This is a genomic window from Stutzerimonas kunmingensis (assembly GCF_032106285.1).
Classification (GTDB): Bacteria; Pseudomonadota; Gammaproteobacteria; order Pseudomonadales; family Pseudomonadaceae; genus Stutzerimonas; species Stutzerimonas kunmingensis_B.
This window is the reverse complement of sequence record NZ_DAMCPO010000027.1, coordinates 33217-54055: the sequence shown is the minus strand read 5'-3', so window position 1 is coordinate 54055 and position 20839 is coordinate 33217. Positions and strand designations below refer to the sequence as shown.

At 64.2% G+C, this 20839-nt stretch carries 20 protein-coding genes; 11 read left to right on the top strand and 9 right to left on the bottom strand.

Annotation, left to right across the window (positions count from 1 at the left end; genetic code table 11):
- Positions 1–833, top strand: an 833-nt coding sequence (locus tag RT582_RS18480) for an ABC transporter substrate-binding protein (protein ID WP_313479120.1), incomplete at its 5' end; no start/stop codon positions are given.
- Positions 834–885: 52 nt separating this feature from the next.
- Here the strand turns inward: RT582_RS18480 and RT582_RS18475 are convergent.
- The 4 genes from RT582_RS18475 to pedF are packed head-to-tail and all read right to left on the bottom strand — an operon-like array spanning position 886 to position 4017.
- Entirely contained in the window at positions 886–1815 is a 930-nt protein-coding gene (locus tag RT582_RS18475; RefSeq protein WP_104097748.1) for a quinoprotein relay system zinc metallohydrolase 1, read from the bottom strand.
- 53 nt (positions 1816–1868) lie between these two features.
- On the bottom strand, positions 1869–2615 hold the full coding sequence (locus tag RT582_RS18470) for a quinoprotein dehydrogenase-associated SoxYZ-like carrier (protein WP_313479115.1): 747 nt from the start codon (positions 2613–2615) through the stop codon (positions 1869–1871).
- A 50-nt stretch (positions 2616–2665) separates the two neighbouring features.
- Positions 2666–3580 carry a substrate-binding periplasmic protein gene (locus tag RT582_RS18465; RefSeq protein ID WP_312726391.1) on the bottom strand — a complete coding sequence of 305 codons (915 nt, stop codon included), beginning with the start codon at positions 3578–3580 and terminating at the stop codon, positions 2666–2668.
- Positions 3580–4017: a cytochrome c-550 PedF gene (pedF, locus tag RT582_RS18460; protein WP_045666913.1), complete on the bottom strand. Its 438-nt coding sequence runs from the start codon at positions 4015–4017 to the stop codon at positions 3580–3582. Before pedF ends, RT582_RS18465 begins: the two co-directional genes overlap by 1 nt.
- Before the next feature lie 309 nt (positions 4018–4326).
- On the opposite strand from pedF, the gene exaA reads away from it, so the two are divergent.
- The 4 genes from exaA to RT582_RS18440 all read left to right on the top strand — a co-directional run bounded on the left by exaA (position 4327) and on the right by RT582_RS18440 (position 9199).
- Positions 4327–6198, top strand: a complete 1872-nt coding sequence (exaA, locus tag RT582_RS18455; RefSeq protein WP_014820103.1) for a quinoprotein ethanol dehydrogenase — start codon at positions 4327–4329, stop codon at positions 6196–6198.
- Positions 6199–6361: 163 nt separating this feature from the next.
- On the top strand, positions 6362–7015 hold the full coding sequence (locus RT582_RS18450; RefSeq protein WP_014820102.1) for a pentapeptide repeat-containing protein: 654 nt from the start codon (positions 6362–6364) through the stop codon (positions 7013–7015).
- A 125-nt stretch (positions 7016–7140) separates the two neighbouring features.
- Positions 7141–8457 carry a methyl-accepting chemotaxis protein gene (locus tag RT582_RS18445; protein ID WP_313479107.1) on the top strand — a complete coding sequence of 439 codons (1317 nt, stop codon included), beginning with the start codon at positions 7141–7143 and terminating at the stop codon, positions 8455–8457.
- Positions 8458–8563: 106 nt separating this feature from the next.
- Positions 8564–9199, top strand: coding sequence for a 3'-5' exonuclease domain-containing protein 2 (locus RT582_RS18440; protein WP_313479104.1), 636 nt, complete (start codon positions 8564–8566; stop codon positions 9197–9199).
- A gap of 27 nt (positions 9200–9226) precedes the next feature.
- Here RT582_RS18440 and RT582_RS18435 read toward each other — a convergent pair whose 3' ends face one another.
- The 5 genes from RT582_RS18435 to RT582_RS18415 form a co-directional block, all read right to left on the bottom strand.
- Positions 9227–10390 (bottom strand): MFS transporter, encoded by a 1164-nt coding sequence (locus RT582_RS18435; RefSeq protein WP_313479101.1) that lies wholly within the window; start codon positions 10388–10390, stop codon positions 9227–9229.
- Between the two features lie 236 nt (positions 10391–10626).
- A complete protein-coding gene (locus RT582_RS18430; protein ID WP_313479099.1) occupies positions 10627–12927 on the bottom strand; it encodes a TonB-dependent receptor in 2301 nt (766 codons plus the stop codon).
- Between the two features lie 355 nt (positions 12928–13282).
- Positions 13283–13942: a response regulator transcription factor gene (locus RT582_RS18425; protein ID WP_003298864.1), complete on the bottom strand. Its 660-nt coding sequence runs from the start codon at positions 13940–13942 to the stop codon at positions 13283–13285.
- Positions 13939–15204 (bottom strand): HAMP domain-containing sensor histidine kinase, encoded by a 1266-nt coding sequence (locus tag RT582_RS18420; protein WP_313479095.1) that lies wholly within the window; start codon positions 15202–15204, stop codon positions 13939–13941. The genes RT582_RS18425 and RT582_RS18420 overlap by 4 nt, the downstream gene beginning before the upstream one ends.
- Before the next feature lie 41 nt (positions 15205–15245).
- On the bottom strand, positions 15246–15683 hold the full coding sequence (locus RT582_RS18415) for a copper-binding protein (protein ID WP_313479093.1): 438 nt from the start codon (positions 15681–15683) through the stop codon (positions 15246–15248).
- 155 nt (positions 15684–15838) lie between these two features.
- Between RT582_RS18415 and RT582_RS18410 the strand changes: the two genes are divergently transcribed.
- The 6 genes from RT582_RS18410 to RT582_RS18385 all read left to right on the top strand — a co-directional run bounded on the left by RT582_RS18410 (position 15839) and on the right by RT582_RS18385 (position 20810).
- Positions 15839–17026, top strand: a complete 1188-nt coding sequence (locus RT582_RS18410) for an ABC transporter substrate-binding protein (RefSeq protein WP_313479091.1) — start codon at positions 15839–15841, stop codon at positions 17024–17026.
- The gene (locus RT582_RS18405; protein ID WP_125877640.1) at positions 17023–17511 is read left to right on the top strand and encodes a tetratricopeptide repeat protein; all 489 of its coding nucleotides are present in this window, start codon (positions 17023–17025) and stop codon (positions 17509–17511) included. The genes RT582_RS18410 and RT582_RS18405 overlap by 4 nt, the downstream gene beginning before the upstream one ends.
- 18 nt (positions 17512–17529) lie before the next feature.
- Positions 17530–18501, top strand: a complete 972-nt coding sequence (locus tag RT582_RS18400) for a YVTN family beta-propeller repeat protein (protein WP_313479087.1) — start codon at positions 17530–17532, stop codon at positions 18499–18501.
- Positions 18498–19355, top strand: a complete 858-nt coding sequence (locus RT582_RS18395) for an ABC transporter ATP-binding protein (RefSeq protein ID WP_313479084.1) — start codon at positions 18498–18500, stop codon at positions 19353–19355. The genes RT582_RS18400 and RT582_RS18395 overlap by 4 nt, the downstream gene beginning before the upstream one ends.
- Positions 19352–20143 (top strand): ABC transporter permease, encoded by a 792-nt coding sequence (locus RT582_RS18390; protein ID WP_014820090.1) that lies wholly within the window; start codon positions 19352–19354, stop codon positions 20141–20143. Before RT582_RS18395 ends, RT582_RS18390 begins: the two co-directional genes overlap by 4 nt.
- 103 nt (positions 20144–20246) lie before the next feature.
- Positions 20247–20810, top strand: a complete 564-nt coding sequence (locus RT582_RS18385) for a PQQ-dependent catabolism-associated CXXCW motif protein (protein WP_313479080.1) — start codon at positions 20247–20249, stop codon at positions 20808–20810.
- The last annotated feature ends 29 nt before the right edge of the window (positions 20811–20839 follow it).

The following is a 20839-nucleotide window of genomic DNA, read 5'->3' as shown; positions in this document are numbered from 1 at the left end:
TATTCCGCGAATCCAACAGTGCCTGGATGAGCGCGCGGGTACTCGGCGAGTACCTAAGCTGGCACATGCCCAATCGCCGCTACCACTACATCAGCCTCGACGATGCCTGGGGCCACAGCATGGAGCAGGCCCTGCGTGAAGCGACCAAGAGCCGCGACCGCGCACGCCACGGCTACTCGAAGATCGCCGCGCGAGGTGCCCGCCGCGACGACTACCTGAGCGCATTGCAAAAGGCTGCCGCCAGTGATGCGGATGTGCTGGTGATCGTCCTGCTCGGCCAGGACCTGGTGCAAACCATGCGCCTGGCGCACACCCTGGAGCTGGGCAAGCGCATGCAGATTATCGCGCCCAACCTCAACCAGAGCATCGTCGAGCAAGCCGGACCGCTGGTGATGGAAAACGTGATCGGCACCGAAGCCTGGACCTGGCGGGTACCGCAGCGCGAGAAAAGCGAAACCGGTCAGGCGTTCGTCGAGCGCTACATCGCCTTGCATCAGGCCTACCCCGGCAGCACCGCGGCGTCGGCCTACGGCATCGTCCGGCAGTGGGCCGATGCCGTGCGGCGGGCGGGCCGACTGGATAGCGAAGCCGTCATCACCGCGCTGGAGAACCATCGCTACAGCCTGTTGAAGGACGAGCAGTACTGGCGCGACTTCGACCACCAGAACGTCCAGAGCATCTACGCGGTACGGGTTCGCGATCGCAGCGAGATCATGCAGGATCGCTTCAAGCAGGACTACTTCACCATCATCCATCGCATGGATGGCGAGGAAGCCGCGCCTAGCCTGGACGACTGGCAGCAGGAGCGCGGCGATCAGCTACAGCTGCAGTGACCGGATGCAGCGACTGGAGTGGAACACCAATAGGCGCGCCGCGGGCGCGCCTTCACTCGTCGACGCGCTGCAGCGCCATCGCTTCATAGCGCGGATACAGATGGCTGACGCTACGGATCAGCTCATAGCGGGTCAGGCTGATGCCGGCGAAGCGCTCGGGAATCGGGCTCTGGATCACCTCGTTCATGTCCGCCCCGCCGTTGGCGGCTTCTCGCAACAAGCCGTCCAGCCAGCCGAGGTAGTCGCGCATCTGCACGAACGGCTCGGCATCATCGGCCACCGGGCCATGGCCAGCGACCAGGCGTTTCCAGGGCAGCGCCTCTAGGGTATCGAGGTCTTCCAGCCAGACATCCAGGCCTGGGCTGTTGGGCGTGGTCAGCGCGCGTTGGTAGAACAGGATGTCGCCGGCGAAGAGCACGCCACTGCGTTCGTCGAGAATGGCCAGATCGGCACCGGTGTGACCGCGCAGGGCGAGCAGGCGCAGGGAGCGCCCGCCGATCTCCAGCGTGCCGGGCGCCAGGGTCTCAGATGGCAGCACCACCTCCGTACCGCGCATCCAGTCACCTACCAGGCGGTACATGTTCTCGGCCATGGCATTGCCCTGCTCGCGCAACAGCTCGGTCGTACCGGCGAGCGCGGCGATGGGCACATCGGCAAATGCCTGGTTGCCGAGGACGTGGTCGGGGTGATGATGGGTCAGCAGCAGCTTGATTACCGGACGATCGGTAACGCTCGCGATAGCCGCGCGCATCGCCTCGCCATAACGCCGCGACGGGCCGCTGTCGATCACCACCACGCCGGCCGCGGTGACGATGAAGCCGGTGTTGACAATATTGCCGCCGTTGGCCTTGTCGAAGTTGTCGGTCGAGCCTTCCAGCAGCCACACGTCATCGGCAATCTGCCGCGGCTGCAGCGTGTAACGCAGCTCGGCGTGTGCGGGCAGGGTCAGACAGAACGCGAACATCAGGAGCAACAGGCGCATGACGCCTCCTTGGCTTGGTTGCTGGCTCTCGGAGAAAACGCGGGCTGGTCAGCTCAGAGCGCGGCTTCGAACTCGTTGCCGTTGTTGTCACGCAGCCACAGGCGGGTGTCCTGCGCGCCCTTCACTTCCAGACTCAGACTCGGGTTTTCGGCGACCGCCGGATACAGTTCCAGCTCCGCCAGGACCTGACCGTCGGTATCGCGCAGCTGGGCCTGGTTGAGAAAGAATTCGGGAATGCCGCCGACCAGGCCGTTATCCATCGGATGGGAGACCTGCAGGCGCAAACGACTGAAATCGCCGCGGGCGAAGCGCCCACCGATGACCTCACCGAGGCGGTCTTCCCAGCCTGGCTGGGCACGCACCACGCTCGGCGCCGTACAGCCGCCACCGGCAGCATCGACCTTGGCCGAGCCGATGTGCCAGACACCATCACGGGTCAGCACCGCTGCACGGATCGGTGTTGCCTGTTCCACGCGTATGCGGATGGCGACCAGCGGCACGACCTGCTCGCCGGGCGTGAAGGTGAAAATACGTGGAATGGGATTGAGATCGGCCCAGGCCTCGATACGCACCACCTCGTCACCGAGGGCTCTGGCATCGATGTGCACCGGCACCTGTCGCGAGTCCTCGGCAAATGGCGGTACCTGGACCTTTACGCGCTCGTCGAACACATAGGGCTCGCTGTTGAGCAAGCCCTTGTGGTGGTATTCCCACATCACCGATTGCAGCGGATCGGCCTCCGCCGCCAGGGCGCTCGGCGCGTGAAAGACCATCAGCAGCAGCAAGATTCGGACGCTCATGTCGACTCCTCGAACAGCGATCCGCAGCGGGATCGGCATGGCGCGACCGATCAGCGTCCGGCCACGTCGCTCTCCACATCCTGATACAACCCGGGCAACTCGTAGCTCAAGCCGTAGCTGGCGTAGAGCTTTTCCAGCTCGCCTTCGAGAATCAGCGGCTCCAGCACTTCTTCCAGCGCGTAAGCCAGCTGCCGGTTGGATTCATGCACCGCCATGCCAAGATCCCACACCTGCTTGCCCATGTTCGGGTAAGCGTTCTCGGCGAGCTTCAGGTGCTTGTCGTCGGCCTGCTCGAGCAGCCACTCGATCTCCGCGCGCATGGCCATGGTGGCGTCCACCTCGCCCTGCTGCAGCGCAGTGAATGCCTCGCGGATGCTCGGGTAGTGGTGGGTGTGCTTCGCCAGTCGGCCCTCGAATACCGAAGACAGGTAGAACGAGGGCACGCTGTCCACTTCGACGCCGATCGGGTGATATTGAAAGACCGCCACGCTCGGCACCTCGTCGATGCGGCGGTCGTCATACGCGGTCTGCCAGCGCTCGCGCTGGTAGGGCGCGAACATCACCACCAGCTCGTTGATCACTTCCCCCAGCTCGTTGCGCTTGTAGGCGAACTCGCGGTCGTAGGGCACACGCAGCATCACGTCTGCCAGCACACCAGGCCGCAGGTAGTGGCCCTTCCAGATGAAGTTGCGCAGGTCGTCGTCGAGGGTTTCGTCCGGCGTTACCCACAGCACTTCCAGCTTCAGGTCCAGCCCCTCGGCGAGCTTGCGTGCGAGTTCCACATCGACACCGCGCGGCTGGCCATCCTGCTGGTAGCTGTACGGCGGGAAATTCTCGTACATCGCCACCTTGAGCACGCCGGATTCGATGATGTCATCGAAGGCGCGCACCTTGACCACGTCCGCCTGCGCCAGTGCGCAGCACAGGGCCAGCCACAGCGACAGAACCAGCCGGACGGCGTTCATCACTGCTTGGCCGCTTCGCTTTCAATATAGGTCCGGATCGCCCACAGCGCTTCCTGGCTGAGGGTGTCGGCCATGCGCGGCATGTACACGGCACCGTCACGGACCGCGCCATTGATCACGCGCTCCTTGTACCACTCGTCGCCGTCGTAGCTGGCTTCCAGCTCACGCAGGTCGGGGGCGATACCGCCTGAAATGGCTTCCAGACCGTGGCAACGCGCGCAGTTCTGGTTGTAAGCGGACGAACCGATCTCGACCGCCAGGTCGTGGTGCTCGCTTGGCGCACGGTAGGGGTTTTCATCCAGCCACTCCTCACCGAGCGACGGCAGCCCCTTGGTGTTGACCGCCTGCGGCGTCACATCACCATGCGCCATGACCAGACCAGACATACCGAGGAAACCCGCTGCCAGCAGTGAGCGCAAAAAGATCTTGTTATTCATGACTACCACCCTCTATTCGAGAACCTGTGCAAGGCAGCCCCATCGGAGCGCATGGTGGTCATGTTGGCCGTGTCAGTGCATCGGCAGAATCCTGCTTTGGATGCCTGCATCTCCTCCCTTGGTACTGGGTTTTGCTACTGCCTCCCGCCCCCCAGAGGTAGCAAGGCTAAATCAGCAGGGTTCGGGAAGGATTCCCGGCATCGGCGGGAGCTTTTCCGTGTCGGCGCCCGTAGCGCGCTCCCAATAATCGAATCGCCAGGCCACCGGCATACGGCGGCCTCGTCCGAATCGACCAAGGGAATCGCAACCATGACAACAAGATCGCACCCCGGCAGCAAACGCCCCCTCGCCATTGCCGTGCAATGCCTGGCGCTGACCGGCAGCCTCGCGTTGGCCGCAGCCGCCCAGGCCAAGCCAGTCAACTGGGAAGACATCGCCAACGATCACCTGTCCACCGAGAACGTCCTGCAATACGGCATGGGCACCAGCGCGCAACGCTGGAGTCCGCTGGCACAGGTCAATGAAGACAACGTATTCAAGCTGACCCCGGCCTGGTCGTTCTCCTTCGGGGACGAGAAACAGCGCGGCCAGGAATCCCAGGCCATCGTCCATGACGGCGTGATCTACGTGACCGGCTCCTATTCGCGCGTGTTCGCCCTAGATGCCAAGACCGGTAAGCGCCTGTGGAGTTACGCCCATCGCCTGCCCGACGACATCCGCCCGTGCTGCGACGTAGTCAACCGCGGCGCCGCCATCTATGGCGACAAGATCTACTTCGGCACGCTCGACGCCCGTGTCGTGGCGCTGAACAAGGACACCGGCAAGGTCGTCTGGAACAAGAAGTTCGGCGATCACGGCGCCGGCTACACCATGACCGGTGCACCCACGCTGGTGAAAGATGCCAAGACCGGCAAGGTGCTGCTGGTGCACGGCAGCTCGGGCGACGAGTTCGGCATCGTCGGCAAACTGTTCGCCCGCGACCCGGATACCGGCGAAGAAGTCTGGATGCGCCCCTTCGTCGAGGGCCATATGGGCCGCCTCAACGGCAAGGACAGCACGCCGACCGGCGACATCAAGGCGCCGTCCTGGCCGGACGATCCCAACCACCCGACCGGCAAGAAGGAAGCCTGGAGCCAGGGCGGCGGCGCGCCGTGGCAGAGTGCGAGCTTCGACCCGGAGACCAACACCATCATCGTCGGCGCCGGCAACCCCGCCCCGTGGAACGGCTGGGAGCGCACCAGCGATGGCGGCGACCCGAAGGACTACGACAGTCTCTACACCTCCGGGCAGGTCGGCGTCGATCCGAGCACCGGCGAGGTGAAGTGGTTCTACCAGCACACCCCGAACGATGCCTGGGACTTCTCCGGCAACAACGAGCTGGTGCTGTTCGACTACAAGGACAAGAACGGCAAGACCGTCAAGGCCACGGCCCACGCCGACCGCAACGGCTTCTTCTATGTGGTGGACCGCAAAGACGGCAAGCTGCAGAACGCCTTCCCCTTCGTCGACGGCATCACCTGGGCCAGCCACATCGACCTGAAAACCGGCCGACCGGTGGAGAACGAGGGTCAGCGCCCACCCAAACCGGAGCCGGGCGAGAAGCACGGCAAGTCGGTCGAAGTATCCCCACCCTTCCTCGGCGGCAAGAACTGGAATCCCATGGCCTACAGCCAGGACACCGGCCTGTTCTACGTACCCGCCAACCACTGGAAGGAGGACTACTGGACCGAGGAAGTCAGCTACAAGAAGGGCTCGGCCTATCTCGGCCAGGGCTTCCGCATCAAGCGCATGTACGACGACCATGTCGGCATCCTGCGCGCCATGGACCCGACCACCGGCAAGGTGGCCTGGGAACACAAGGAAAAACTGCCATTGTGGGCCGGCGTGCTGGCGACCAAGGGCAACCTGGTATTCACCGGCACCAGCGACGGCTACTTCAAGGCCTTCAATGCCAAAACCGGTGACGAGCTGTGGAAATTCCAGACCGGCAGCGGCGTGATTTCCCCGCCTGTGACCTGGGAACAGGACGGCGAGCAGTACATCGGCGTGACGGTCGGTTACGGCGGCGCCGTGCCACTGTGGGGCGGCGACATGGCCGTACTGACCAAGCCGGTCGCCCAGGGTGGTTCCTTCTGGGTATTCAAGCTTCCGGATTGGGAGAAGAAGACCGCCAAGCGATGAGCCGAGCCGTGCCCGCCACCGCGCGGGCACGCCTCGTGTTTTCAACGTACAGCGGCTCGCGCGGCGCGTCTGGCCCAGCCGGCTCCGGGTTGGCGCTCTCGTCGACAGGCCAGAAACGCCACGCGACCGCTTTTCTCTATTGCCCTGCCCCAGGTGACTTCCCATGAACAGCCCTAACCGCTTGCTCCTGCCACTGGCCCTGTTCGCCAGCGCGTCCGCCTTCGCCGCGGATGACGGTCCTCTGACGATCAACGGCTGCGTACTCCAGCCCGAGAGCCAATGTGCCAACGCCGATCTGCGCGGCGCCGACCTCAGCAATCAGGACCTGCGCCGCATCAACCTCGGCGGTGCCAACCTCTCCGGCGCCAACCTGCGCCACGCCAACCTCGACCTGGCCAATCTGGAAAAAGCCGACCTAACCGGTGCCACGCTAAACCGCGCCAGCCTGCAACAAGCCAACCTGCGCCTGGCCAATTTCACAGATGCCCGGCTGATCGCCATCCAGGGCTGGGGCCTGTTCGCCCAGGCCGCCCAGTTCAAGGGAGCCGACCTCACTGGTGCCTACCTTGAGTTCGCCCGCATGAGTGGCGCCAGGATGCACGGCAGCACGCTGCACGCCGCCGACCTGGAAATGACCTGGCTGAGCAAGGCCGATCTCGAGGGTGCCGATCTGACCGACGCTAACCTGCAGGAAGCCAAGCTCAACGACGCCAACCTCGGTAAAGCGGTGCTAACCGGCGCGCGTCGGCATTACGCGACCTTCCAGGGCACCAACATGGAAGGCTGCAAGGACTGCCCAGTCGATTGGGAGAAATGAAAAACGCCGGCGATAGGCCAGTTCAATCGCCCGTATAGAACAAACCATTGGCCTTCGACCTCAGGAAAAGGACTCCTGCGCCGATCAAGTGACTGGGCGGCTTGCCCTTCACTGGATGCCAATAAATGTTCAACAAGAACCTGAAACGAGAACTGGCTGAATTGCGCGAGGAAGCCGCAATCAATCAGCAGATCAAGAACTCGTTGTACAGGGAGATGATGGTCCTGGAACTGGACCCGCAAGGACGCATTCAGCACGCCAACGAGCTGTTCCTCAGCGAAATGGGTTATCGCCGCGACGATCTCATCGGCCGCTCCGTCGACGACTTCTTCAGCCAGCAGTTTCGTACCGAACCGAACTACGCACGCCTCAAGACCGCCATGCAGCGCGCGGAGCACATCAGCGGTGCCTACCGACTGCTGCGGTCCGACGACAAGGAAGCCTGGCTGCGTTCGATCTGGCAGCCGATCAAGGGCTCGGATGGCACGTTGCACCACTACACCCTGTGCGCCACCAACCTGACCCGAACCATCGAAACCTCGCGCGAACACGAGAGCGTGGTCAACGCGCTGCTGCGCTCCACCGCGGTGATCGAGTTCGACCTCGGCGGGCATGTCATCACCGCCAACCAGCGCTTTCTCGACGGCATGGGCTACCGCCTCGAGCAGATCAAGGGCAAGCACCACCGCATGTTCTGTGAACGTGAGGAAAGCGAGTCGCCGGCCTATCGCGAATTCTGGGCTAGCCTCAACCGTGGCGAGTACATCGCCGAACGCTTCAAGCGTATCGATGCCCACGGTCAGACCGTCTGGCTCGAGGCATCCTACAACCCGGTGCTTGATGCCTACGGCAAGCTGTACAAGGTGATCAAGTTCGCCACCGTCATCACCGACCAGGTCAACCGGGAGATGGCCGTGGCCGATGCCGCAACGATTGCCTACGACACCTCCCAGCGCACCGATCTCAGCGCCCAGCGCGGCGCGCAAGTGGTCCAGCAGACGGTCGAGGTGATGCATCGTATCGCCCAGCAGATGCAGGAAGCCTCCGACGGTATCGAGGCACTGGACAAGCAGTCGCAGCTGATCGGCGCGATCCTCAAGACCATCAGCGGTATTGCCGATCAGACCAACCTGCTGGCACTCAACGCCGCCATCGAAGCCGCGCGGGCCGGTGATCAGGGCCGTGGCTTCGCGGTGGTGGCCGACGAGGTTCGCCAGCTGGCGGCCCGCACCAGCAAGGCTGCCGAGGAGATCGTCGGCGTGGTGCAGAAGAACCAGGACCTGGCGCAAGCCGCCGTGCACAGCATGAGCGCGAGCCGTGACCAGGCCGAGCAGGGACTGGAATTCGCCAACCAGGCCGGCGCGGTGATCGTCGAGATCCAGGACGGCGCGCAGCGCGTGGTCGGCGCGGTCGGGCAGTTCGCCAGCCAGTTGAAGAACTGATGGCGAGCCTGTCCACAGCAGATCGGCACATGAGGGCTGGCCGCGCTACAGCCGAGTCGGCACCGCTGCAGGCTGACTCGATCATCAGCGTTCGGAGGACGCCAGCTTGACGCAGAAGCTGATCATTCATATCCGCCAGCATCCGAATGTCGACGGGCTGCCGCGCTTCGACGGGCTGACGTCGGCGAGCATCGTCACCCCCGCGGCGGCGGACGAGTTTCGCGCGGCGGTGGAGGAAATCATGGGCTTTGCCTGCATCGGTTTCGATACCGAATCCAAACCGACCTTCAAGGTGGGCGAAGTCTCCAGCGGTCCGCACCTGATCCAGTTCGCCACCCCGGCAAAGGCCTACCTGTTCAGGATCGGCGTGCCCGGCTGCATCGAAGCGGCCAGCGCAATCCTGCAATCGCCCGCGCTGGCGAAGATCGGTTTCGGGCTGAAGTCGGATCGTTCCAGGCTGCAAGGCAAGCTGGGCATCCGCCCGATCAGGCTGCTGGACCTTGGCTCAGTGCTTCGCTATCAGGGCAAGAAGGGTCAGGTCGGCCTGCGCGGTGCGGTGGCCGCGGTGCTCGACGCACGGATCGAAAAATCCCGCAGCGTGGCCACCTCGAACTGGGCGAACCCCGCGCTGACCGACGCACAGCAGGCCTACGCGGCCAACGATGCCTACGCCGCGCTGCGCGTGTTCCTCGGTCTGAGCGCGGAGCAGCAGGCGATGCTGCTCGCGGCGCTACCGCGCTGACAAGGCTTCGGCGGCGCACAACCGGCGTCAGGCCAGCCCGTGCGTCCGGCGTTGCAGGAACGTCAGCGCGGCATACGCCAGCACCCCCAGCCCCGCCGACAGCCACAGCGCCCGCGTACCGAAGTCGTCGATCAGCAGCGCGAACACCAGCGGTGAAAACGCCTGGGCGAAGCGTGCCGGCACCATCAGCAGACCCTGGCGCAGGCCATAGCCGTGGGGACCGAATATCGCCAGCGGCAAGGTGCCTTTGGCGATGGTCAGAATGCCGTTGCCGCCGCCATGCAGCAGCACGAATGCGGTGGTGGCAGGCGCACCCGCCAGCATCACACCAGCCGCACCGATGGGATGGGCAATGGCGGCGAGGCGCGCCGAGATCAGCGGATGGAAGCGCTGCAGCAGGACGAACTCCAGGCAGCGCGCCCCGACCTGAGCCGGTCCGACCAGCGCCGCGATCGCGATGGCCGCGGCCGGTGACAGTCCGGACTCCTGCAGCAGACGTGGCAGGTGCGCCGCCATCGCCGTGCTGGTGAACCAGGTGGCGGCGAAGACGAAGGCCAGCAACGCCATGGTCAATCCCGCACCGGAACGTCCGTCTGTCTGCGCTTGCTCTGCCGCGGTCGGAGCCGGCTGTACGCCAACCGGAATCAGCAGCCGGTTCAATGGCAGCCCGAGCAGCAGATGCGCTGCGGCCCATGTGAGGCATGTGGCGCGCCAGCCGAACTCGGCGTTCAACCAGCCGCTGATCGGCCAGCACACCGTACTGGCGAAGCCGGCGAGCAAGGTGATGCCGGTGATCGCGCCGCGCGCATCGCGTCCGTAGATGCCGGCAAGCGTGGAGAAGGCCGACTCGTAAAGGCCGAGCGCCATGCCGATTCCGATCACCAACCAGCCGAGCCAGAGCATCAGCGGCCCGTTTGCCAGGCCGAGCATGGCCAGGCCGAGGGCAAAAATGACGCTGGAAAGCGCCAGCACATCACGCCCGCCGTGATGGTCGATGCGCTTGCCCGACAGCGGCCCAAGGACGGCGGTGACGATCAGTGCCAGGGAAAACGCGGCGAATACATTGCCGGTGGAGATGCCCAATTCGCTCGCCATCGGCTCGGCGAGAATGGCCGGTAGGTAGTAGGTCGAGCCCCAGGCGAGGGTCTGTGCGCTGCCGAGAGCGAGAACGATGCGCAGGCGTGACGGCATGCTCAGCGGCACCCGCCAGCGCTACGTTGCGAGACGAGGATGTGGTGATGGACGCGCTTCATCCGTGCTCCGTGTTGCCGTCAACCAATCGGCCAAGCTCGCCAGGATACGCAATCGGCCGTGACGATTTCGCGTCAGATACCTCGGACCCGGCAAGCCGAACACTGCCGTGAGGCCGAACGCGAACATGCCGGGCACAAAGGCCCGGCATGCTCGGTGCTGCTGCGACTGATCGGTTATAGCGCATCCCAGCGATAACGCACGCCCACCCAGCCCGCCCTCGGCGCGCCAGGGGCGATGAACTGCTCGTGACGCCATTCGTCCGGGTCCGATTCGAAGGCGTTGCCGGCGCCAACAAAGGGATTCTCGGCCAGCGCACCGCCGGTGGCGTAACGCTTGTCGAACAGGTTGTCGACCCGGCCGAACAGCGTCCAGCCACGAGCTAAGCGGTAATCGGCCGTTAGGTTGACCACCGCGTAACCCGGCAGCTTGCCGCTGCCCCCTACCTCGTCGTTGGGCTGATGACGGTTGTTCTCGTTGCCGCGCACGTACTGCGATGAGTACGCCAGGACGCTGGTGCCGACTCGCAGCCGTTCATTGAGGTTCCAGTTCAGCCCCAGCTTGAGGTTGTGCTTCGGCAGGCCTGGCAGATAGTCGCCGCTGGACACACGAATCTCGTCGTCCGGGCAGCCGCCCTCGCCTTCGGTGCTGTTGTTCTCAGCGAGGATGCAGGCCGCGGAGCGGAAGGTCGCATGCAGATAGGTGTAGTCCACTCGCCAGTCGAACGGCCCTTGCGTGCCGGCCAGCCCCAGTTCGATGCCCTGGCGGCGGGTGCGACCGAAGTTGGTGAAGTAGCCCATGCTGCCGCCGGTGCCGACGAACAGCAGGTCATCATGGTTCACGCTGCGAAAGGCCCCGAGGTTCCAGCGGGTGCCGCCCGCCAGTTCGCCACGTACACCGAACTCCAGCGTGCGGGTGACCACCTGCTCGAGGAAGGGATCGGCCGCCATGGCGTTCGGCAGGCTGCACGGGTTCGCTGGATCGGCGCAGCCCAGCTCGATTGGCGTCGGCGCGCGGTTGCCCTGGGAGAAGCCGCCGTAGATGGTGACCGCCGGTTGCAGCTGCCAGGCAAAACCCAGCGCGGGATTGAGCTTGCGATAGGTGAAGTCGCCATTCAGCGCATCGCCCATGCGATCGGTGTTGACCACGCGCGTGCGGTTGTAGCGCAGCGAGCCGGTCAGCTGCAGCGCGTCGGTCAGCGCCCAGGTGTCGGTGGCATAGATACTGGAAGTACGGGTGCGCCCCAGCAAGCTGTTGGCCTGCTGCTCCTCTTCGCTGGCAGCGATGCCGCGCTCGTCGGTCAGCTCGCCGCCCTGTTCGCTCTGGTGGAAGCTGGCGCGGGTGTTGTCATGGGACAGTCCGAAGGCGAACTGATGCGCGCCGACATTCCGCGCCCACTGCAGCGCCAGACCATAGGCTCGTTGCGCCGTGCGGGTACGGTTCAACACACCGCTCTCCGGCCCTTCGCCGATGAAGCCGCCGTCTTCCCACGCCTCGTATTCGTCCTCGTACTCATCGTTGCCGTCGCCATTGAGCGTCGCAGTACGTGTGCGGCGCAGATAGACCGTGCCGGACAGCCGATCTTTGTCATTCAGCCAGTGGCTGGCGGACAAGGCCATCAGGTGGTTGCGGTTCTCGGTCTGGTCGGGATGGGTGAAGATCGCCTCGCGCCGCTGGTCGTACATGCTTTCAGGGATCAGGCCGTTGCCGATCAGGTCGTTGTCGGCGTGTGCCAGCGTCAGTGCCAGATCGGTGGTGTCGGTGGTCCAGGCGAACTTGCCGAACAGCTGGCGGACCTCGGATGGCGAATGGTCACGCCAGCCGTCCTCGTCCATGCCCTCGGCGGCCAGATACCAGGAGAATTCCTCATGGCTGCCACCCTGTTCGATGGCACCACCCTGGCGTCCGAACGAGCCGCCGTAGACCTCCGCCGAGCCACCGGGATGGGTATCGCCACGTTTGGTCTGCAGCGCCAGCGCGCCGCCCAGGGTGTTCAGGCCGTACAGCGGGTTCGAGCCCGGCACCAGGGCCATGTTGGCAATGGCGGTGTTCGGGATCAGATCCCAGTGCACCACATCGCCGAACGCTTCATTGACCCGCACGCCGTCGAGAAAAACCGAAAGCCCCTGCGGCGTACCGAGCAGCGGCGAGGCGGTGAAGCCACGATAGTTGAGGTCCGCCTGGTACGGATTGCCCTGGATCTCGTTGATGTTGACGCTCGGCAATCCGCGCTGCAGTTTCTCGGCCAGCGACTGGCCGCCGAGCCGCCGCAGGTCCTCTTCATCCAGCGACTGGATGTTGGACGGCACCTGATCCTTTGGCAGCTCGATGCCCGGCAGCGGCGTGGTACCGACCACCTCCTGGCTGCCGAGATCGAGCGTCTGCTCGGCATGAACGGACGCCGGCAACAGCGCGGCGATGGCGAGGGACAGCAGCGTACGGCGGGGCATCGCGCTGCAACAGAGCTGATACGGCATGGGTGGTCCTTGTTCTTGTTGGCCAATCGGTCTGGCCAGGCCACCGGCATTCGCGACGCGGCGAGAACCGCGGGCAACCGCATGCTGGCAACCTGCCAGACGCGATTATCGAGAGCCATGCCGCGGTGCCGACAGGGAAGAATTCCCGGCTCTGTCGGGAAAAATTCCCGGCCGCGTGGAGATTGGTCTTACGACCAGCGCACTAACTCGGCCCGCGACTTTCGCAAGGCACAGGCGCCCCGCTCACCTGGTACAGGCGCGCCGCTGCTGTTCTGGAAAAATTGGAGAGGTGCTTTGGACTCAGCACACAGTCATGTCGCGCTGCATCGAAGCAGGAGAGAGGGAAAGAGGCCTATCAGGCCTCGCACAGCATGCGGTCACCGACGCGGAGCAAACCCTGATCGATGGCCAGGTGCACGAGTTCGGCCTGGGAGCTGACCTCCAGCTTGCTTTTCAGCAGGGCCATATGGTTCGAAACGGTCTTGCTGCTGATGCACAGCCGCTCGGCGATCTCCCGATTGCCGATGCCCCGCGCGAGCATGATGAAGATTTCCATCTCGCGCGGCGTCATCTCGGCCAGTCGCCCCTTGATTGGCGACTGCGACGGCCGCTGGCACGCCAGCTCGGTCGCCAGCGGCTGCTCGATGAAGGTCTGCCCGGCAAGCACCTTGCGCACCGCCTCCACCAATACGTCCGGCGCGCAGCGCTTGGTCAGATAGCCGGAAGCGCCAGCATCCAGTGCCTGCCGGACCAGTGCCAGCTCGTCATGCATGCTGAACACCAGCACCGGCAACAACGGCAACCGCTGACGCAGGCGTCGACAGGTTTCCAGACCGCTGATGCCCGGCAGGCCGAGGTCGAGCACGACCAGGCTGGGAATCGATTCCTGCACCTGTTCCAGCGCCTGCTCGCCACTGGCGGCTTCACTGACTGTCACTTCCGGAAGCAATGCCTTGAGCAGGCTCGCATAGCCCTGACGCACTACCGCGTGGTCATCCACCAGCAGAATCTTCATGACGTGGCTCCTTGCAAAGGCAACTTGAGATAGAGCGCCCAGCCCTTTCCGGCGCGGTGGCGCATACGCAGCCGGGCACCCAGGCAGCGCGCGTGCTCGACCATCGAACGCAGGCCGACCCCCGGCCGTTCTGGCGGCAACCCATGGCCATCGTCCCGCAGCAGCAGGCGCAGCCCGTTGTGACCGCCACACAGATGCAGGCACACGCGAGTCGCGCGCGCATGCCGCGCCACGTTGGTCAGCGCCTCCTGCACCATGCGATAGAGATGCACCTTGGCGTCCATCGACAGCGCTGGAATCGGTCCGCGCAGCCGGAGCTCGCACTCGATGCCCTGGGTGCTCTGCCACTGCTCGGCGAGTTGCTCGATGGCGTCTTCCAGGTTCAGGTGATCGAGCATCACCGGATACAGGTCTCGCACTAGCGTGCGAAAACCGTTCTGCAGATCGAGGCTGTGTTGCTCGAGGTGCGCCGCGGTTTCGCGAACGGCGTCGGGTTGCTCTGCCTGGACGCGCAGCAGGCAGGCCCGCGCGCGGATACCGGCCAGATACTGGCCAAGGTCGTCATGCAGCGCCTGCGCCAGCCGGGTGCGCTCACGTTCCTGCAGCGCCAGCAGCGCCTGGGTCAGTTGCTCGTTGTCGGCACGCGCATCTTCGAGCGCAGCGGCCATGTGATTGAAGCGTTCGGCGAGCTTGCGCGATTCGGCGAAGCGATGCGATGGCAGGCGGGTGTCGAGGCGGCCATCGGCGATGCTCACCAGTGCACCCAGCAGTTCGCCGAGCACACGCATGCCCGGGCGCACGGCCCAGCGGATCGCCAGCAGGCAAAGCAGCAGCGCCAGGCCGAACAGCACCAGCAGCTGCAGCAACGAATCCCTGACCTCCTCGACTTCATCATACGGATCGACACTGATGTGCAGCCGCTGGCCATTGGACAGCTGAAGGACGCTGGGCGACGACAGCTCGGCGGGGTACAACCAGGCCCCGAGCCAGTGGTCGAGCGCCGGATCGCCCCCAACGGGCATCGATTCGGTGGCGTCCAGCCAGCGCACGCGAATGTGGCGCAGGCTATCGGTCAGGCCCGGGCTGAGGGAGTCGGGATCACGCTCGGCCATCTCACCGAGATAGCCAACCACCGCCGCGGCGGCATCGAGCTCGCGCTGTACATCGTGGGCGGCCTGGCGCAGCAACACGGCCAGACAGACCACGGTCACAACGGCAAAGAACAGCGTGACCAGCAGATTGATTCGCCAGAGTGCGGACATATCGGCAACTCCCGGTGATCAGCGCCGAGCGCCAGTCCGCTTCACTTGACCACGAACCGGCCTTCCATGCCCTTGTTCTGCAGCCCTTTGCAGTAGAAGGGGTAGCTGCCCGGCTTGACCGGCAGGAAGAAGATTTCCGCCGCGCCGGCATCCTCGAACTCCAGCTCGACCAGGGTAGTCGCCTTGATCTCCACCCCACCGGCCTCGACCTTGCGCAGATAGATCGACTGGGCGAACTCGGGCGCCTGGAACGCGCATTCCTTCTGGCCATCGGAGCTGACCTTGAGCTGGTAGGCGACGCCGGTTTCCAGCTGATACTCCTTCTGCGATACCGCGTAGTCGCTCTGCTCGGAACCGAACTTCAGATCCGGCAGGGCCTGGGTACGGCGGGTCAGGTCGCCGGCGGCGTGGCTGTGATCGAATCCGACCAGGCTGCCAACGAACAGCAGGTTGAGCAGCAGAGCTTTATATGTGGGCATAGGGATGGCCTCGTTATTGTTATCGGACGGAACCATGCTAGGGGTAGCCGTCGCGCGCTTACCTACTACCTTGGTACCGCCCGAGCGGTACTTTCTGCATATTCCCCCGCTCTGCCATGGTTCCTATGCTGCCTGCAACGCCACAGGAGCTGCCCATGAGCCAGGTATTACGACGAGCCGGTTTCCTGATCGCCCTCACCTGCTGCACCCAATTCGCTGCAGCGGCACCCAGCCAGGAGCTGGCGATACGCATCGGTTATCTCGGTTATCGCCCAGACACCGGCCCTGTGCTCTCCAACGTCATTCCCGAACCTGAAGACGCCGGCCTGCGTGGCGCCGAACTGGCGATCACCGACAGCAACAGCACGGGGCGTTTTCTCAAGCACAGCTATGTGCTCGAAGCGGCCACCAGCGAAACGCCGGAAGAGCTCCTGGAACAGGCGGGCAAGCAATACGCCGACGGTCTGCGCCTGTTCGTGGTCAACGCTCCGGCTGCGTCCCTGCGCCAGCTGTCGGACGCCATGCCGGAAGCGCTGCTGATCAACGCCGGCAGTGCCGACGATGCACTGCGCAGCCAGAGTTGCCTGGCGAATGTCCTGCACACCCTGCCCAGCCGCAGCATGCTCGCCGATGCGCTCGGCCAATTTCTCGCGGCACGCCGTTGGAATCGCTGGATGCTGATCGTCGGTCCGACCGCTGAGGATAAGGCCTATGCCGATGCTTTGCGCCGGGCGGCCAAGCGCTTCGGTCACCGCATCGTGGTGGAGAAGCCCTGGAGCTTCGATAACGACCAACGCCGCAGCGCCCAGGCCGAGATGCCGTTGTTCACCCAGGGTGCCGAATACGACGTGGTGCTGGTGGCCGACGAACGTGGCGACTTCGGTGAGTACGTGCCATATCACACCTGGTTGCCTCGCCCGGTGGCAGGCACCCAGGGCCTGACCGCCACCGGCTGGCACAAGACGGTGGAAACCTACGGCGCCGCCCAATTGCAGAAACGCTTCGAGGCGCATGCCAAGCGCTGGATGAACGACCGCGATTTCGCCGCTTGGATGGGCGTACGCAGCCTTGCAGCGGCGGTCACTCGCCTGCGCAGCACGGACGCCGCAGCAATCCGTCAGCTGTCGCTTAGCGGTGAGCTTCCGCTGGATGGTTTCAAGGGCCGCAAGCTGAGCTTCCGCCCGTGGAATGGCCAGCTACGCCAGCCGATCCCGCTGATACACCCGCGGGCGCTGGTATCGAACTCGCCGCAGGACGGCTTTCTGCATCCCACCAGCGAACTGGACACCCTGGGCTTCGACGCCCCGGAAAGCAGCTGCCGCCTGAGCGAGGCGCGCCCGTGATTCGTCTCGCTGCAGCCGCGCTGCTTGGCCTTGCCACTCTGCCCGCCAGCGCCGACGAGCTGGGCTATGAGGCCTATGTCGACAGCCCCAAGCGCATCAAATGCCTCTACGGCTACGTGACGGCGAAGACCGGTAACTTCGATGCCGCCAAAGCCATCTTCGAAGACTGCGTGGCGCGCTGGAACGACGTCTACTCGATGATTTCGCTGGCGCAAATGTACGAGAGCGGCAGCGGCATGGAGCCGGATCTGAGCAAATCCGCTGCGCTACTGAAGAAAGGCGCGGAGCAACCGGACGACGCCAGCTACGTCAGCCTGGCGCGCTACCACTGGGGCGTCGCCCTGGCCGAAGGGCGTGGCGTCGAAGCCGATGCCGTCGCAGCACGCCATTGGTTGCAGCGAGCAGCCGCCGGCGGCCAGGAAGAAGCCGAAGAATACCTGCGCCAGCTGGACCACAGCGACACCACTGCCCCCATCACACAATAACGACAAGAGACCCCAACCATGCCCAGAACTGCCCTTGCCTCCGCCATCGCCATTGCCCTCAGCCTTGCCGCAGGTTCGGCTGCCGCCGCCACGGCCTACGTCTCCAACGAGAAAGACGACAGCATCAGCGTGATCAACCTGGACACGATGGAAACCGTCGAGACCCTGGAAGTCGGCATGCGCCCGCGCGGCCTCACGCTCTCCCATGACAACAAGCTGCTGTACATCTGCGCCAGCGACTCGGACACCGTGCAGGTGATGGACCTGGCCACGCGGCAGATCATCAAGCAGCTGCCATCGGGCGCAGATCCCGAGCAGTTCGCCCTGCACCCGAACAACAAGTGGCTGTACATCTCCAATGAGGACGACGCGCTGGTGACCGTGGTCGACGTCGACAAGGAAGAAGTGCTGGCGCAGATCGACGTAGGCGTCGAGCCCGAGGGCATGGCGGTGAGCCCGGATGGCAAGTGGGCGGTCAACACCAGCGAAACCACCAACATGCTGCACTGGATCGACACCAGCACCAACGAGCTGGTGGACAACACCCTGGTCGACCAGCGCCCACGACACGTCGAGTTCACCAAAGACAGCAAGCAGCTCTGGGCCTCGGCCGAGATCGGCGGCACGGTCAGCGTGGTGGACGTGGATAAACGCAAGATCCTCAAGACGCTGACCTTCAAGATCAAAGGCGTGCACCCGGACAAGGTCCAGCCGGTGGGCATCAAACTCAGCTCCGACGGCAAGTACGCCTTCGTTGCGCTCGGCCCGGCCAATCACATCGCCGTAGTCGATGCGAAAACCTACGAGGTGCTCGACTACCTGCTGGTAGGCCGCCGCGTCTGGCACATGGCATTCAACCCTGACGAAAGCCTGCTGCTGACCACCAACGGCGTCAGCGGCGACGTCTCGGTGATCGACGTCGATAAGCTAAAGGTCACCAAGTCGATCAAGGTCGGCCGCTATCCATGGGGCGTGGTGGTCACTCCATGAACGCGCTGGAGGTCAGCGACGTCGCGTTCGCGTATGGTGAGCGGCGGGCGCTGGACGGGGTGAGTTTTACCGCAGCGCAGGGGCGTTTCACGGCGTTGCTAGGTCCGAACGGAGCCGGCAAATCGACGCTGATCGCGTTGCTGACCCGCTTGTACGATCTACAGCAGGGGCAGATCCGTATCGCTGGCTTCGATCTGCGTGAAACGCCGCGCAAGGCCCTTGCGCGTCTTGGCGTGGTATTCCAGCAGAGCACGCTGGACCTGGACCTTACGGTGGAGCAGAACCTGCGCTACCACGCAGCGCTGCATGGCATGCCACAAACCGAGGCCAACGAACGTATCGAGCTGGAACTGCAACGCCAGCAGCTCGGCGAACGCCGCCGCAGCAAGGTCCGCGAACTCAACGGTGGTCACCGTCGCCGTGTGGAAATCGCCCGTGCCTTGCTGCACCGCCCCGAGCTGCTGTTACTCGATGAGGCCAGCGCCGGCCTCGACCCGGCCAGCCGCCAGGCGCTCAACCAGCATGTACGCCTACTCTGCCAGGAGCAGGGTATGAGCGTGCTGTGGACCACGCACCTGCTCGATGAAGTCCAAGACGACGACGATCTGCTGATACTCAACCGCGGCCGCCTGGTGGCTCAGGGCCGTGCCGCGAACCTGGCCGCCGAAGGCGAAGACCTGGCCGCGAGCTTTGCACGGCTGACCGGCAGCGGCCTCGATCACCAGAGCGCCCTGCTCGACAGCACGCCGCGAGCAGTCGATACCGGGTACGCGGCGTCTGCGACGCCGGCTTCCAACCCTGGGGCTGCTCCCGGCACGCGCGCGACCCTCGATTCCGGGCGGAAAAGTTCATGATCATCTACTGGGAATGCCTGCGCGGCATCGTTCTGCGCGAATGGCTGCGCTTCGTGCAACAGCGCTCGCGTTTCTTCAGTGCCCTGGTGCGACCGCTACTCTGGCTGGTGGTGTTTGCCGCAGGCTTTCGGGCGGCGCTCGGCATCGCGATCATCGAGCCGTACGACACCTACATCACCTACGAAACCTACATCGTGCCGGGGCTGGCCTGCATGATCCTGCTGTTCAACGGCATGCAGGGTTCACTCTCGATGGTCTACGACCGCGAGATGGGCAGCATGCGCGTGTTGCTGACCAGCCCGTTGCCGCGCAGCTTTCTGCTGGCCAGCAAGCTCGTTGCCACGGCGTTAATCTCCTTGCTGCAGGTCTATGCGTTTCTCGCCATCGCCTGGTTCTACGGCGTACAGCCTCCACCGCTTGGGCTGATCGCCGCCCTGCCCGCCCTGCTGCTGGTGGCGCTGCTGCTCAGCGCCCTGGGTTTGCTGCTCTCCAACGGCATTCGTCAGCTGGAGAACTTTGCCGGCGTGATGAATTTCGTGATCTTTCCGATGTTCTTTCTCTCGTCGGCGCTCTACCCGCTGTGGAAGATGCGTGAGGCGAGCGAGTGGCTGTACTGGATCTGCGCCTTCAACCCCTTCACCCACGCTGTGGAGTTGGTTCGTCATGCGCTTTATCTGCGCCTGGCACCGACCGCACTGATGGTTTGCCTCGGACTGACCCTGCTGTTCAGTCTTCTCGCAGTAATCAGTTTCAACCCACAACATGCGGCCTTGCGCCGCTCAGCCTGAGCGATCTACTACTTTGGTACCGATTTTCCCCTCCATCGTAGGATTTAAAAGACAGGCCCTTTGCTCTGTAATCGACCTATCGAAACGCCATGGAATACGGACTATGTTCAGGTCGCTGCTGCCCTTGCTGATCGCCGCGCTGCCTGGGGTCTGCCTGCCCACGATTGCCGCAGCCGAGGAGCAGCTCGCCCTGTTCTCCACCGACGGCTATCGCCAGACGCAGTACCGCAGCCCGACACCGCCTTCCATCGACGGTGCACAGACTCTGGATACGGCCGCGTTAAAGGCTTTGCTGGAAGCGCAATCCGATGTGGTGCTGGTGGACGTGTATCGGAGCCAGTGGCTCGCCGGCCGTTTCATCGACAGCGAACCCCATGCAAACCTGCCCGGCAGCATCTGGCTGGCGAACACCGGCGATGGCAATCTGCAACCGCAATGGGCGAGCTATTTCAGCGATAATCTGACCCGCGTGAGCGAGGGCGATCAGGAGCGGCCGCTGGTTTTCTACTGCCGCTCGGACTGCTGGCTCGGCTGGAACGCCACCAAGCGCGCCCATGCGCTGGGCTACAAACGACTGTACTGGTATCGCGATGGGGTGGACGGTTGGGAACAGGCGGGCCTGCCCTTGCACCCTGCTACTCCGGAGCCTCTGCCTGGCGATGAGTAGCATCACCTGACCAGCATGCCCCCACCATA